Annotated in this window: 12 protein-coding genes; 2 read left to right on the forward strand and 10 right to left on the reverse strand. The window is 35.7% G+C overall.

Annotated elements, in window-relative coordinates:
* Positions 1-2 precede the first annotated feature (2 nt).
* On the forward strand, positions 3-1133 hold the full coding sequence (locus tag RQM59_RS08785) for a vWA domain-containing protein (protein WP_349241732.1): 1131 nt from the start codon (positions 3-5) through the stop codon (positions 1131-1133).
* Between the two features lie 55 nt (positions 1134-1188).
* On the opposite strand, the gene RQM59_RS08790 is transcribed toward RQM59_RS08785, so the two are convergent.
* From RQM59_RS08790 to RQM59_RS08800, 3 genes are read right to left on the reverse strand one after another with little or no spacing between them, the layout of a single operon-like run.
* Complete coding sequence (locus tag RQM59_RS08790; RefSeq protein ID WP_349241733.1) at positions 1189-2034, reverse strand: glucosaminidase domain-containing protein; 846 nt, start codon at positions 2032-2034, stop codon at positions 1189-1191.
* Complete coding sequence (locus RQM59_RS08795) at positions 2031-2969, reverse strand: 1-aminocyclopropane-1-carboxylate deaminase/D-cysteine desulfhydrase (RefSeq protein WP_349241734.1); 939 nt, start codon at positions 2967-2969, stop codon at positions 2031-2033. The genes RQM59_RS08790 and RQM59_RS08795 overlap by 4 nt, the downstream gene beginning before the upstream one ends.
* Positions 2970-2971: 2 nt before the next feature.
* Positions 2972-4891, reverse strand: coding sequence for an ABC-F family ATP-binding cassette domain-containing protein (locus RQM59_RS08800; RefSeq protein ID WP_349241735.1), 1920 nt, complete (start codon positions 4889-4891; stop codon positions 2972-2974).
* A 54-nt stretch (positions 4892-4945) separates the two neighbouring features.
* On the opposite strand from RQM59_RS08800, the gene RQM59_RS08805 reads away from it, so the two are divergent.
* A complete protein-coding gene (locus RQM59_RS08805; protein WP_349241736.1) occupies positions 4946-5320 on the forward strand; it encodes a DUF983 domain-containing protein in 375 nt (124 codons plus the stop codon).
* A gap of 2 nt (positions 5321-5322) precedes the next feature.
* Here the strand turns inward: RQM59_RS08805 and RQM59_RS08810 are convergent, their stop codons facing one another.
* The 7 genes from RQM59_RS08810 to topA form a co-directional block, all read right to left on the reverse strand.
* The gene (locus RQM59_RS08810; RefSeq protein WP_349241737.1) at positions 5323-6372 is read right to left on the reverse strand and encodes an NAD(P)/FAD-dependent oxidoreductase; all 1050 of its coding nucleotides are present in this window, start codon (positions 6370-6372) and stop codon (positions 5323-5325) included.
* An 81-nt stretch (positions 6373-6453) separates the two neighbouring features.
* A complete protein-coding gene (gene porN / locus RQM59_RS08815; protein WP_349241738.1) occupies positions 6454-7308 on the reverse strand; it encodes a type IX secretion system ring subunit PorN/GldN in 855 nt (284 codons plus the stop codon).
* A 19-nt stretch (positions 7309-7327) separates the two neighbouring features.
* A complete protein-coding gene (porM, locus tag RQM59_RS08820; RefSeq protein ID WP_349241739.1) occupies positions 7328-8884 on the reverse strand; it encodes a type IX secretion system motor protein PorM/GldM in 1557 nt (518 codons plus the stop codon).
* Between the two features lie 38 nt (positions 8885-8922).
* Entirely contained in the window at positions 8923-9555 is a 633-nt protein-coding gene (porL, locus tag RQM59_RS08825; RefSeq protein WP_349241740.1) for a type IX secretion system motor protein PorL/GldL, read from the reverse strand.
* Positions 9556-9586: 31 nt separating this feature from the next.
* Positions 9587-10933, reverse strand: coding sequence for a T9SS ring complex lipoprotein PorK/GldK (gene porK, locus RQM59_RS08830; RefSeq protein WP_349241741.1), 1347 nt, complete (start codon positions 10931-10933; stop codon positions 9587-9589).
* 106 nt (positions 10934-11039) lie between these two features.
* The gene (locus tag RQM59_RS08835; protein WP_349241742.1) at positions 11040-12200 is read right to left on the reverse strand and encodes a formimidoylglutamase; all 1161 of its coding nucleotides are present in this window, start codon (positions 12198-12200) and stop codon (positions 11040-11042) included.
* A gap of 35 nt (positions 12201-12235) precedes the next feature.
* Positions 12236-14722, reverse strand: a complete 2487-nt coding sequence (gene topA / locus RQM59_RS08840) for a type I DNA topoisomerase (protein WP_349241743.1) — start codon at positions 14720-14722, stop codon at positions 12236-12238.
* Positions 14723-14772: the final 50 nt, after the last annotated feature.

Here is a 14772-nt window from a genome sequence, read left to right on the forward strand (position 1 = left end):
TCATGAAAACATTCCCATTAAAAGTAACCATTACAGCATTGATCCTATTTCTGCAAGTAGGATACGCTGCAAATCCTACGAAGGAAGATCCTATTAAAAAAGAAACCATCAAAGTGGCTTTGCTACTAGATACCAGTAACAGTATGGATGGGTTGATCAAACAAGCAAAATCACAATTATGGTCTATTGTAAATGAACTATCCTTTGCCAAATATGGTATGCGAAAACCAGATCTGGAAATCGCATTATACGAATATGGCAACTCAGGATTACCAGTTCGGGAAGGATACATAAGACAAGTCCTACAATTTAGTAGTGACTTAGATGACATCTCTGAAAAATTATTCTCTTTAACCACCAATGGAGGTAACGAGTTTTGTGGGCAAGTGATCCAGACGTCTTTAAAAGAATTGGATTGGGGGAAGAATGAGAATGACCTTCGATTTATTTTTATCGCCGGAAACGAGCCATTCACACAAGGAAAAATAAACTATAAAGATGCGATTACCGATGCAAAGGAAAAAGACATTATTATCAATACTATTTTCTGTGGTGAATACAATAACGGCATTTCTGGAAAGTGGAAAGATGGAGCAGATCTTGGTGGGGGTGATTATATGACCATCAATCAAGATAAAACAGTAGTGCATATTGTTACGCCTTATGATGATAAGATCATTATTCTAAACAAAAAATTAAATAAGACCTATATCTACTTCGGAACAAGAGGATATGACAAATACGCGAATCAATCCGTGCAAGATGGTAATGCTATGAAAGTATCTAAAGAAGTGAGCGTAAAAAGAGCTGTAAGTAAGGGCAGTAGAATGTATAAAAATTCAGGCTGGGATCTTGTAGATGCTGATGATGCTAAAAAAGTCGATTATGAAAAGTTAGACAAGAAAACCTTACCAAAGCATTTAAAGAACAAGTCTGCGAATGAGATCAAATTATATGTACAAGAGCAGTCTAAAAAAAGGAAAGATATTAAGGCGAAAATTCAGGAATTGAATAAAAAACGTACTGCATATATCGCCAAAAAAAATAAGGAAAACATGAAAAAGGATGAGTTAGAAAGCGTGCTTATTAAAGCAATTAAGAAGCAAGCAAAACGTAAAAACTACTCATGGTAGCGATTTGTTAGTTGGTTGATTTACCCGCGAGAGCATGCTATGGTTCTTGCGGGTTTTATTTTACCAGCAGACGCTGCCCAATAGATAATGTATTACTCTTTAAACCGTTCATCTCCTTAATGAGGGCTACTGAAATATTAAACTTCTTAGAAATGGAGTATAAGGTATCTCCTTTTTTCACTTGATAGTAATCCGGAATTTGTTTCTTTAGTTTCGGCTCCTTTTTTGGCTTCTTCTTTTCATCTTTTACAAACCTGGCCATATCTCTCTTTTTCAATTTATCAAATTCATACAATTTATAATCTTGTATGATCTTGATTAATTTTTTAGGATACTTTTTATCCGTAGCATATCCTGCTTTTTTTAAACCTCTTGCCCAACCTTTATAATCTGTTTTTCTTAGTTTAAATAATGAAGCATACCGTTTTCTTCCCGATAAAAACTTTGAATGATCTTTATAAGATGTCTGCACATATCTGTACTTCCTGAAGCATTCTCCTTTTTCATCATCATCATGATATACACGCTCACCTTTCCAACCTCTATGGCATTTTATTCCAAAATGATTCTTGGATTTTAAAGCTAACTGACTTCTTCCATTCCCAGATTCCAAGATACCCTGTGCTAAGGTAATACTAGCCGGAATCTTATACTCGATCATTTCCAATACCGCTATGGGTGCATACTCTCGAATATATTTTAATGTATGTCGATTTAGCTTTTTATTTCCTTTTTCAAGCTTCCTAACATGTTGTATTTGCTTTACAGATGGTAACTTCTTTGGTTTGGGCTCATTTACTACTACCCCAGGCTTTCTTTTTTTCTGTGTAGTTCTTCTACTCGAGCTACAGCTTGCCAAAAATGCCAATAACAAAACCGATATGATAATTCTTAACTTCATGAATTGATCTGTAATTCTTTATTTTTCTTTGCCAACATTGTATTAAATCCTTCAATACCTTGCAGACCTCCTGTGTGGATCATCAATATACTACTTCCTTCTGAAAACTGACCTTTTTTAATCATATCTACAACCCCAAACACCATTTTTCCAGTGTATATTGGATCTAAAGGAATGCCTGTTGCATCTTTAAATTGATTCATAAAATGAATTAATGACGGCTCATATTTTGCATATCCTCCAAAATGATAATCGGTTTGCAATTCCCAGGTGTTATTGTCACCGACGTATTGCTGAATTTCCTTTGTCAAAAAATCACCTTTCAATGCTGGAAATCCGATCACCTTCTGATCTTCATTCGTACTTCTTATCACTCCAGAAATAGTCCCAGCTGTTCCCACACAACAACAAATATAATCAAACGACGCATCTTCATTTGTTAAAATTTCTTCGCATCCTTTTATCGCCAAGTCATTGGTTCCTCCCTCAGGAATCAAGTAAAAATCTCCATGTTTTTCTTTCATACTCTTTATGAAAGCACTTTCTTCTTTATTTCGATATGCTTCTCTAGAAATAAAATCAAAATGCATTCCATTTTCACAAGCCTCACGCAAGGTGGCATTTGAGCGCATTGTTTCTTTTACATCTCTACCCAATTCTTCGCCTCTAATAATACCGATCGTTTTTAATCCATATAGTTTACCTGCCACTGCGGTGGCAGCTATATGATTGGAATAGGCGCCTCCGAATGTAAGGATGGTTTTCACCCCTCGATTCTTAGCTTCTAGTATATTGTATTTTAGTTTTCTGAATTTGTTCCCTGAAACGAATGTGTGGATTTCATCTTCTCGCTTCATGAATACCTCTATGTTCTTTTCTCGAAGCGTAGGCAAGAGGACTTGCTGATTTCTAGTATGTATGTCAGCAAAAAACATCGTTAAGAGTATGCGGTTACTTTTCCTTCAATTTCTTCCCACTGCTCCATTAGGGCATCTATCTTGTCTTTTTTACTTTGATAGGTATCAAAAAAATCAGGTTTAGAAGATACTTCTTCATAGTTTTCTGCCAGAGCAATATCTATATCGGCAATTTCTGATTCCAAATCGGAGATCTGACTTTCGATCTTAGAGAGCTTATTCTGCAATTTTCTCAGTTCTTTTTCTTGTTCTTTTGAAAGTCGATATGCATCCTTTTTGGAAGTTGATTTTTCTGCTTTTACTACGGTTCTTTTCTCTGCTTCGCGTAAGTTTTCCATTTTGTGCTGCTCTAAGAAGTAATCAATATCTCCTAAATACTCTTTGATTACTTTGTCCTTAAAGCCGTACACCGTATTTGTTAAACCTTGTAAAAATTCTCTATCATGCGATACTAAAATAAGCGTACCATTAAACTTTTGAAGTGCTTTCTTAAGTACATTTTTAGAAGCAATATCCAAATGGTTTGTAGGCTCATCCATGATCAATACATTGAATGGAGATAACAACAATTTACATAGAGCCAATCTATTTCGTTCTCCTCCAGACAACACTTTCGCTTTCTTATCAACTGCTTCTCCTCCAAATAAAAATGCTCCCAGCATATCCCTAACGCGCATGCGGTTCGAATCTGTAGCCGCATCCTCCATAATTTCTAAAACCGTTTTCTCTGGCGGAAGATACTCGGATTGATTCTGTGCGAAATACCCGATCTCTACATTATGCCCTAACTTCAAATCACCTTGAAATGGAATCTCGCCAACTATCATTTTAGCAAGTGTAGATTTCCCTTGTCCATTTTGTCCCACAAAGGCTATTCTACTATTTCGTTCAATCAATAAATCTACATTTTCCAGCACATGGTTATCCTCATAACTTTTAGATAAATTTTCTGCCTCCACAATAATCTTTCCTGGATCTCTTGAGATGGCAAAACGAACATTCATTGTGGCATTATCTTCTGCATCCACTTCAATTCTTTCTACCTTATCTAGTTTCTTAATCAGCGATTGCGCCATGGAGGCCTTATTTGCTTTGGCTCTAAACTTGTCTATTAGTTGCTGCGTTTGCTTGATCTCCTTTTCTTGATTCTTCTGTGCCTGTAACTGCTTTTCTTTAATCTCAGCTCTCAGCTTTAAGAATTCTGTGTATGGTTTTTTATAATCGTAAATCTGGCCAAGGGAAATTTCAATAGTTCTATTGGTAACATTATTCAAAAACATCTTATCGTGAGAAACCAATACTACAGCTCCTGCATAGGATTTTAAAAAGTTCTCTAACCAAATAATAGATTCTATATCCAGGTGGTTCGTCGGCTCATCCAGCAGTAAAATATCATTGTTTTGCAATAATAACTTCGCCAACTCTATACGCATACGCCATCCTCCAGAAAATGTATCGGTAAGTTTATCAAAGTCTTTACGCTGAAAACCTAATCCTTGTAATATTTTCTCTGTATCGCCCTGATAATTATATCCACCTAATAATTCATAGCGTTCCGTTAATTCGGTTAGGTCAACAATAAGTTGGCTATACGCCTCACTTTCATAATCTGTTCTTGTTGCCAACTGCTCATTAATAGAAGCTAGTTTTCCTTCAATTTCTATAATTTCTTCAAAAGCTTGATATGCTTCCTCAAGTATAGTTCTCCCTTGTATAAAATCAATATCCTGTCTTAGAAAACCTATACTAATATCTTTATCAAAGGCCATGGTACCGCCACTGCTATCAATATCTTTTGACAACACTTTTAACAAGGTGGATTTCCCAGCCCCGTTTTTACCTATCAATCCAATTCTATCACCTTTATTTAGCTTAAAAGTGATTCCAGAGAACAAATCTGTTCCTGCAAAGGAAACCGTTAAATTGTGGACGTTTACCATTAAAAATTCGTAATTTTGTTGTGTGCAAATCTAGGCAAAAAAATACATTATCTCATGTTTAAAAAAGGGACAAAAATCTATAGTATTGCAAATAACAAATGTCCAAAATGTCACGAGGGAAGCTTCTTTCTGCATGGATTCACGTTCATTCCAAATAAGATTACGAAAATTCATAAAAACTGTCCTCATTGCGACCTAAAGTATATGATAGAACCCTCGTTCTTTTACGGAGCGATGTACGTAAACTATGGTATTACAGTTGGACTTTCTATTATTACTTTTTTGATTGCAAAATTGGTTTTTGATGTGACGTTGCTGCAAAGTTTTGCTGCTATTTTGATTGCACTAATAGTATTGGCTCCTTTGAACTTACGATTATCCAGAATTCTTTGGATCAATATGTTTGTTTCCTATCAAGAAGAAAAATAACCCTATTCAAATCTTTTGATATCGATTTCCAAATCTAAAGGTTGCTTATGCTCTATATGAGCATATAAATTGGCAGCCACAGTTGGCGCAATCATTACTCCTCTTGTTCCTAGGCCATTAAGCACGGCTATCCTTGCATTCTTTGGATGTATTCCTATCATAGGCCTTCGATCCTTCACCGTTGGACGAATACCAGCAGTTTGATCTATTATTGTGTAGGGTACGGTAATCACATTCTTGAGTTTCTCAATAAGTTCTATTTTACCTTCTTCAGATGGGACACCTGTCTTATCTTTCCAATTAAATGTTGCCCCCACCTTATAATGATCATCACCTAAAGGCAACACAAATAATGTAGATTTTAATAAGAAATCAATCTTAAGTTCTGGTGCATGAATGGTAATGAGTTCGCCTTTTGCCTCGTTTAACGGTAAATAATTAAAATATGGGTTGTGCACAATTCCATAGCCTTCAGTAAAAACAATATGATACGCTATTGCATCTCCATACTCAACTCCATCATCTGTATTGCTTATTTTATCATACTGGAACCGTTGATACCTAATTTGATCTGCTTCTTCTAAATATTTTCTATATGCTGTAACCAATGTATGCGTATCAATTCTTCCAGTTTCGAGCACTTCTCCAAAGCCAAAACTACCCACAATACCAGGTATTGTCCCTTTTGATATTTTTGCGTTCATATATTGAGATAGCCCTGGTTTATCCGAAGCTGCAAACCAATTGTTTTGATCTTCAATAGACTTAAAGGCTTTCTTGGTTTTAAACTTTCTATCGATCTGAACATGTAACTTCTCTTCTAAAGACTTATAGAAAGGCAGTGCCAATTGAAGTTGCGCTTCTGCATTCCATACTGGAGTGAATCGCTTTAAAATGACTGGATTGTAGACTCCACCAGCAACTAGTGAAGAGGTTTGTGAATCATCTTCGTAGACTATGAATGTTTTGCCATTCTTAGATAATTGCTCGGCAAAGGCAATTCCCGCGAGTCCCAATCCTACAATAATATAATCCACTTTCGTTCGATTCATATGTCAAAAATACTAGATTCCAATAAAAAAGCGCTTGCAAATGCAAACGCTTTTTTTTATCATTTTTAGAAATTAGATGGATTAGTAATTCCACATATCCATTTCTTTATTTCTAATATTGTCTTTTATTTTCTGAGCTTCCAATAACTGGAATAACGAATTCCCTCTGATATAATCTGAGATCTTTCTATTTCCATAAATATTTTCTTCTCTAACAATTACAGAGTTAAATCGTCTAGCGTTCAATAAGTGATCGTATGAGATCGGATTTGAAGCATTCTTAGGATTAAATACCTTAGCATCGTGTAATACCTCTCTTGCCGTTGGGTAAAAGATCCAGAACAACTCGTATAACTCATCGTCGTCAATTTCTTGAACACCTAAGGTTAATACATCTTTACCCATTGGAGCTAGCCCTAGTAAACGATACTTTAATTCTCCACCTCTTTTATCAAAATACCACATTCCTTTGATCATATATGCTTCAATATCTCTCGTTTGGATATTAAATGTATCTACATAATCTCCGTTTTGTCTGGTATTTACCAACTTCTCCTTGATATCTTTTTCAGTAACTTTAGAGGTAAAGAAAGAATCAGAATATACATCTTTGATCTTTCCGCTCTTAATTCCTTTTAATAAAGTATCAAATAAAGAACGTCTATCCGTAGAAATATTAGCAGTATCAATTGGGAAGTAATATGGTAAATTGATTTTTTGATTCAAATCCACATATTCCCATACTACCTTAGACCATAAGATATCTCTATCATCGATATATCCATATGCTAAAGGTGCATCATTATCCGCCGCTTTTCTTTCTTTGGATTTTTTCCCAATTTCATCCACCGACTTTGCATTTAATAAATTAGCCTGTGCGCTTACATAACCAGTGGTTAGTAAGGCTACAATTGCGATATATATATGCTTCTTCATACTACTAAACTTTATACTTCTAATTCGTAATTTCTATACTTACAGGTAATACTCTCTTTAATTGATAACTCGAATTACCTCTAATTGTTGCTTTGATATCAAAAATAGTGATTACATCACCTCTTCTTGCCTTTGCCAAAGCAGCCTTAGCTCTTGCATTTAATTTTGTTCCAGTCACTTTTACTGCTAACTGACCCGGTACTTTTACCGTAAATCCTTGAACATCTAACTGTAGGTCGAATACGAAATCTGGTAAACCAGCACCAATGGGCGTGTTTCCTAAACTTGATTTTGGCATTCTTACCACTCCGAAATCCCCACGAACAGTTCCCATTGCCGCAGGAATATCTTTAATTCTAAACTTCTTTCTAGACGTAACTGTCTTTGTAGGACTTATTTTACCATTAACAACTATTTCTACTTCATTTTGAGTATTACTCGGTCTCATGATATATTTACCAACTCCTGTCTTTCTCAATCCAGTTGCATTTGCTGTGATGTCTTTATCTCCAACACCTGGTAATGAGATAGAAATCGGGTTATCTAGGCCACGATATACTACATTCATTTTATCCGCAGAAATAACCGCTTCGTCAGGTTGAGCAATTACAGAATATTTACTGGTAAAATCAACTGGAACTTCCTTGTTATCTTGCATGAACGTAATGGTTCCTTTTATAGTTCTTTCACCAATGTTTCCAGCCGGCATATCTAACATTACCTGCCCATTTTGAACATTATTTGTAATATCCCTATTCCCTAATGTAACTTTCGTTGGAACCAGTGTAGCATCATATCTACCTAACACCACTTGCCCTGTAACACGTTCTCCAGCAAAATAAGCGGTCTTATCTAAACGTACAATACCTTCATAATTGGTCAAAGAAACTTCGCTTTCAAGTTGACCTCCCAATAAGCTCGTATAGATCTCGGCTTCTGTATTTTTCACATCTCCTTGGATTTGCGTCATATTTGCCAAAGAGGTGATCATCGGCATTCCTTCATACCTACTCTTTAACCAAGGGATATCTGGTGAACCTTCTTCTCTAGCAGATTCTGGGTCTGTATTAAATCGTTTATTAATATTTGTAATTAAATCTTGAGAAGCACCCGAACCTAAAATCGCTAGAACTTGTGTTCTATAATCATTGATTTCCTTTACAAATCGTTCTCCTTCTGGAGTGAATTTATCTCCTTTAAAGAACATTTCATCTAATCTGTCGCCATTACTCATGGACTCATAGTTCTTCTTATCTTCTTCAGCAGTATCTAATAGAAGTGAATCCTTTAACGCTTCCATATACTGAAATAATCCATCTGACAACGTATGTATTTGTTGTGCCTTTGTATTTAGATCCGCAAACTTTTCTGGTTGATCTGAAGCTTTTGTATTTAAAGATGATAAGATATGGTCGATATTTACATTATTCGATCTATTTGCATCTTCAATTTTTTCTTTCATAAAGCCAAAAGACGATAATACCTTTTTATCCATCTGCATTGCAAGCATCGCAATAAAGATCAGATACATCAGGTTGATCATCTTCTGCCTTGGGGATAGTTTTCCTCCTGCCATAATAATTAGTTTTTTACGTTATTAATTTATTTAACTAATTATTTGCTTGACATTGCAGATAACATACCACCATATACTCCATTTAACGAAGATAAGTTTGTTGCTAAAGATTCCATTTGTTCTTTTAATCTTTCTGAGTTCTCAATCATAGTATTGTTAACCTCAGCTTGCTTGTTCGCATTTTCCATTTGTACCTGATACAAACCGTTTAACGATTCCATTTGAACAGCTGCCAACGACATTTGCTCATTGTATTTATTTGTAGAAGAAATAGACTCAGATGCTGCTGATAATCCTTCCGCTGCTCCCTGGAAGTTTTTCATGCTTGTACCTAAACTTTCCATTAAACCAGCATCAATATTTGCTTCTTGTAATAAATTATCTAATTTTTGAGCTAATAGCCCTTGTGCATCAGTCGGTTCAGAATCGCCATCTAACCCTCCTAATTCAGGATATACTTTTGTCCAGTCTAAATCCTCATCTACTGGTTCAAATGCCGAAATAAAGAAAACGACTGCTTCTACAGCCATACCAATTGTTAACATTAATCCCCCTGTTAAAGGACCAATAGACATATGTTGGATTTTAAATAATGCTCCAAGGATTACAATTGCGGCACCGATTCCGTATGCCATATTAAATAATTTCTTTGTTGATTTTGATTGTGCCATAATTAAGTTTTAATTCAGGAGTTTATAATTATTATTTGTTTTTACCTAAGTAGCTTTGTACAGTTCTAAAGCCAATATAACTTCTGGCTGTATCTGCATATTCGAAGTCTCTTGAGCCAACCTCAAGGAAATAAGCTACGTCTTTCCATGAACCACCTCGAATGATTTTTCTCTTGTTTTTAGTGTCTTCTACATTTGGATTCATTGTAGATCCTAAGTAGTATGAAGAAGGATTGTAAGCAGTATTTGTCCATTCTGATACGTTTCCTGCCATATTATACAAGCCGTAGTCATTAGCGTTGTATGATTTTGCTTCTACTGTATATAATGCACCGTCTACCGCATAATTACCTCTAACTGGTTTAAAGTTTGCCAAGAAACATCCTCTATCGCTAGTAGTACTCGGACCTCCCCAAGGGTATTTAGCGAATTCAAGACCGCCTCTGGCTGCATATTCCCACTCTGCTTCGGTAGGAAGTCTGAAAGAAGGTACTGGTAATGTTCTCTTTCTACCTCTAATTCTATCGTTTTTATATTTTGTTCTCCAGTTACAGAAAGCTTTTGCTTGGTACCAATTTACACCTACCACAGGATAATCTCCATATGCTTGGTGATAAAAATAGTCCTGGTGCATTGGATCGTTGTATGAGTAATTAAAGTCTCTAACCCATACCGTTGTATCTGGATATACATTTAACAATTCTGCTTTTAAGAAGTCTTTTCTATCTCCTCCATGCTTTGCAGCCGCTGTACCATCAAACCAGAAATATCTGTAATTCAAATGTTTCTTATTGAAAATTCTGATACCGTTAGAAGATTCTTCTTTTTTGATATATAAAGAATCCATTACCTCTACATAGTCTACATCAGGATATTCAGAAGGCTCCCAAATGATATCGTTCTCCCAACTTAATGGGCGAACAGAATCGTATCCTACTTCGTAATAGTTCTCAAACATATATTTATCATATGCATTTGCTCCTGTAGTGTCAATCACTTTAAAAGCAAAATCATGAATTCCGCCAGAAGGCAAAGAATCACCCGCTGATACAAATTCAGATTGTAGTGCTAATTTTGTTCTTACAATAGAGTCTCTAACCCAAAACACAAATTGCTTATATTCTGAATTTGTGATTTCAGTTTCGTCCATGTAATAAGATTTAACAGTAACGGTTCGTGCCGGGGCATCCATCGTTCCTATAATATCCTCATCTTGCTTACCCATTGTAAAAGAACCTCCAGGAATCAGGGTCATTCCGTATGGTTTTTCTGTAAACCATTGTCCTTTTGTTTTAATACCTACCAGTTCTCCTCTATCATTAGATCCACAACTGTAAATAAGTATTAGTAATAAAGTATATAATGCTGCTTTCTTCATATTATTATTAAATCTTCCAAAAAAAAGTTCGTAAACCTATCATTTTTTTTGCTAAAATACAATCAATCTAGGAGTATTTTTAGACAAAGTTTTTTCTATCTTTAAATTAAATCATTTTTCTCATCGCTGAGAACCACCTTTCTGGTATTTTTTCATTCATCGTTTCCAAGTAATCTTGGTATGTACATGGTATTAACGCATGTCTTTTGTATTTATTATCTTTTATCAAATTAATCTCCATCCACCATCTTCCTGTTTTGTCACTTTTATAAAAGTTTATAGGCTCGTCATTTTCTAATAGAACTGTGAATTTCTGATAATTATCTTTAGTGCAATAAGGATAATCTTTCGCTCTCACATTTACGCCTTCAATAAAATACCAGATCATCTGAGCTATCAAATGAGCAGTTTGGTGATTTCTGTCATGTCTAGAGTTGTACTCGTAAATACCGAACGATGAAACTTTATCGCTTATACCGGCATATCTAGAAATAGCACAAACTTCCTCTCCATAAAAACCATTTGGTGACACATTATTATTGGCGGGTGCCTCACTTTGCCTGACACTTCCAATATCAATACTTACGATATCAGCATCTCTAAAAACGGGTTCAACCACTTCTAAATTCTTCGCTTCTCCCAACCTATATAGATCAAAATGAAGGCTCTTTAGAAGCGCTATCTCTTCTTGAGAATTAAAATAAGTCTGATATCCTATATTACTGTAATTGAATAAGTTATTTGGTTCCTGCATAATAATCTTGCTCAAATAACTTTTAGAAGAAAGCGCATCATCTAAAGCTCCCAAATCGAACATACTATCCACGGCCACTAAATTCACTGTTTGCTCCAGATCATCATATGCTCTATAATTAGCAAAAGTCAGATCCTGGCCTCCACCAATGATAATCGGAATGATATTCTTCTTTAAAAGTGATGTGGTAACTTCTTTTACTGCAAAATGGGTATCGGATGTAGCATTTCCTTTTTTAATGTTTCCAAGATCCGCTATAGTCGTTGACCAATTCCCTAAAAAAAGTTGATACAAATGTTTTCGAATAAAGTGTAAATCCTTTCCGCTCCCCAAATTGTCTTCTGCATTTCTATCTTCTTCTACTCCAAAAATCGCAATGCGAACATCGTCTAGTTCGGGTTCCAAATTATTGGCCGAGTGGGCAATTATAGTACTTCCTATAGTTTGAGAATTCAACAACACAGAATGCGCTATCGTAGCATCGTCAACAGGAGTTAGAAAATCAAAATTCATTCAGGAAGAATTTATAGTCGCAAAGTACTTAAATATTATTTCTTTTTAGCTACTTTTTTCTTTGTAGTTTTCTTTTTTGGTGTTTTTGCTTCAATCATTTTAACGGCTTCCTCCTTAGAAAGCTTTTCGATATCTGTAGTCTTAGGTAATTCTATCTTGATCTTTCCCTTTAGGACATGAAATCTTCCCCAACGGGCTTTTTCCACTCTAATACCAACATCTTCCCAATTGTGAATCAGTTTTTCTCTTTCTTTCTGCAATTTATCTTCAATTAATTGCTCTAGGTCCGCTTGGCTTAAATTGTCAAAATCATATTTCTTGTTCACATTAATGAACATTCCATTCCACTTTATAAATGGACCGAATCTACCTACACCTTTCTGAATACCCATTCCCTGATAGTTTCCTATAGGAGCATCTGCTTTTCGTTTTGCTTCTATTAGCTCGATAGCTCTATTCATATCTACCGACATCGGATTCTCTCCTTTATCTAGAGAAATAAATTTACCATCAAACTTTATATAAGGACCAAATCTACCATTGGCAACAATCACCTCTAAAGATTCATATTCTCCTACTGTTTTAGGTAGCTGAAAAAGATCTAAAGCTTCTTCAAACGTGATACTATTCATTGTTTGTTCTCCTTGCAAACTGGCAAACTTAGGCTTTTCTTCATCCGAAGCTTCCCCTATTTGTACCATCGCACCATATCTTCCTAAACGAACGTATACGTTCTTTCCACTCTCCGGGTCGATTCCTAATAATCGTTCTCCTTTTGCTCTTTCAGCATTGGCCGCTACATCTTCTACCGTTGGATGAAAATCTTGATAAAACTCTTTTATCATGGCTGTCCAATCTTCTTTCCCATCTGCAATTTCATCAAACTCACTCTCTACTTTAGCGGTAAAACCAAAATCTAGAATATTAGAAAAATTCGCTACCAAGAAATCATTTACAATGTTTCCAATATCGGTTGGCACTAACTTTCCTTTATCCGAACCAACTCTTTCAGTAAGCATGTTTGAACTCAACTCATTATTAGCCAATGTAAGCTGCTCATAATGTCTTTCTTTACCTTCAATGGTTCCTTTTTCAATATATTCTCTTCGCTGAATGGTGGATATCGTAGGTGCATACGTAGATGGTCTACCAATTCCAAGCTCTTCCAATCTTTTAACCAGAGAAGCTTCCGTAAACCTATAGGGTGGTTTCGAAAACCTTTGTGTTGCAGTTATAAAACTATTGTGCACAGATTCTCCTTCATGCATAGCAGGTAACATTCCCGCTTGCTCATCCTCCTCATTGTCTGTTCCTTCTAAATATACTTTTAAGAAACCTTCAAAAGTAATTACCTCTCCATTCGCAGTGAACAACTTCTCGTTCTTGTTATTCTCTATCTTAACAACAGTTCTTTCCAACTGTGCATCGCTCATTTGAGATGCTATTGTTCTTTTCCATATTAATGCATATAACCTATCCTGATCATAATCTACAGAAACAGCGTTTCTCTCTAAATTGGTCGGTCTTATCGCCTCGTGTGCTTCTTGAGCTCCTTTAGATTTTGTAGAAAAATTTCTAGGCTTACTATATTCAGAACCATAGGCAGAAGTAATCGCATCTTGTGCCGAATTTTTAGCATCCTCTGACAAGTTTACGCTGTCAGTTCTCATATATGTGATCAATCCTGCTTCATACAAGCGCTGTGCCATCAACATAGTTTTAGCTACTGGAAAACCTAATTTTCTGGAGGCTTCTTGCTGTAAGGTAGACGTGGTAAATGGTGCTGCGGGTGTCTTTTTGGCTGGCTTTTTTTGAAGCTCAGCAATTTTATGTTCTGCGTTGATACAAGATTTTAAAAACAACTCTGCAGTTTCTTTATCCTTAAAATTGCTTGCTAACTTAGCTTTGAATTTTTTACCATTTGCATTGGTGAACTCCGCGTCCACTCTATAAGATGCTTCCGTATTAAAATTTTCTATTGCTCGTTCTCTTTCCACAATAAGGCGGACTGCTACAGACTGAACTCTTCCTGCGGATAAACCTCCTTTCACTTTTCTCCATAACACAGGCGATAATTCATATCCCACCAATCTATCCAAAACTCTACGAGCTTGCTGTGCATTAACCAAGTTGTAATTGATATCTCTAGGATTTTCAACCGCCTTTAGGATTGCTTTCTTTGTGATCTCGTGAAAAACAATACGTTTTGTGTTTTCTGCAGTAAGCTTTAACTGTTCCGCTAAGTGCCATGCAATTGCCTCTCCTTCACGATCCTCATCACTTGCTAGCCAAACCATTTCTGCCTTTTTTGCTAGATCTTTTAACTTCTTAACCACCGCTTTTTTATCGGTAGATACTATATATTTAGGTTTAAAATCCCCATCTACACTTACCCCTAACTCTTTAGAGGGCAAGTCTGCAATATGCCCAAAACTTGACTCAACTTGAAAATCTTTCCCAAGAAATTTCTCTATTGTTTTTGCTTTCGCAGGTGACTCAACAATCACTAAATTCTTTGCCATATATCGTTTCAATTATCTCTATATACACCATATCATACATGATGTTTAAG

The sequence above is a fragment of the Asprobacillus argus genome (genome assembly GCF_032248395.1).
Lineage (GTDB): Bacteria > Bacteroidota > Bacteroidia > Flavobacteriales > Flavobacteriaceae > Polaribacter > Polaribacter argus.

What these genes read in the sequence shown, in the direction of transcription:
- RQM59_RS08785 (WP_349241732.1), top strand. Translation starts at nt 3, where the DNA reads ATGAAAACATTCCCATTAAAAGTAACCATTACAGCATTGATCCTATTT.
- RQM59_RS08790 (WP_349241733.1), bottom strand. Translation starts at nt 2,034, where the DNA reads ATGAAGTTAAGAATTATCATATCGGTTTTGTTATTGGCATTTTTGGCA.
- RQM59_RS08795 (WP_349241734.1), bottom strand. Translation starts at nt 2,969, where the DNA reads ATGTTTTTTGCTGACATACATACTAGAAATCAGCAAGTCCTCTTGCCT.
- RQM59_RS08800 (WP_349241735.1), bottom strand. Translation starts at nt 4,891, where the DNA reads ATGGTAAACGTCCACAATTTAACGGTTTCCTTTGCAGGAACAGATTTG.
- RQM59_RS08805 (WP_349241736.1), top strand. Translation starts at nt 4,946, where the DNA reads ATGTTTAAAAAAGGGACAAAAATCTATAGTATTGCAAATAACAAATGT.
- RQM59_RS08810 (WP_349241737.1), bottom strand. Translation starts at nt 6,372, where the DNA reads ATGAATCGAACGAAAGTGGATTATATTATTGTAGGATTGGGACTCGCG.
- porN (WP_349241738.1), bottom strand. Translation starts at nt 7,308, where the DNA reads ATGAAGAAGCATATATATATCGCAATTGTAGCCTTACTAACCACTGGT.
- porM (WP_349241739.1), bottom strand. Translation starts at nt 8,884, where the DNA reads ATGGCAGGAGGAAAACTATCCCCAAGGCAGAAGATGATCAACCTGATG.
- porL (WP_349241740.1), bottom strand. Translation starts at nt 9,555, where the DNA reads ATGGCACAATCAAAATCAACAAAGAAATTATTTAATATGGCATACGGA.
- porK (WP_349241741.1), bottom strand. Translation starts at nt 10,933, where the DNA reads ATGAAGAAAGCAGCATTATATACTTTATTACTAATACTTATTTACAGT.
- RQM59_RS08835 (WP_349241742.1), bottom strand. Translation starts at nt 12,200, where the DNA reads ATGAATTTTGATTTTCTAACTCCTGTTGACGATGCTACGATAGCGCAT.
- topA (WP_349241743.1), bottom strand. Translation starts at nt 14,722, where the DNA reads ATGGCAAAGAATTTAGTGATTGTTGAGTCACCTGCGAAAGCAAAAACA.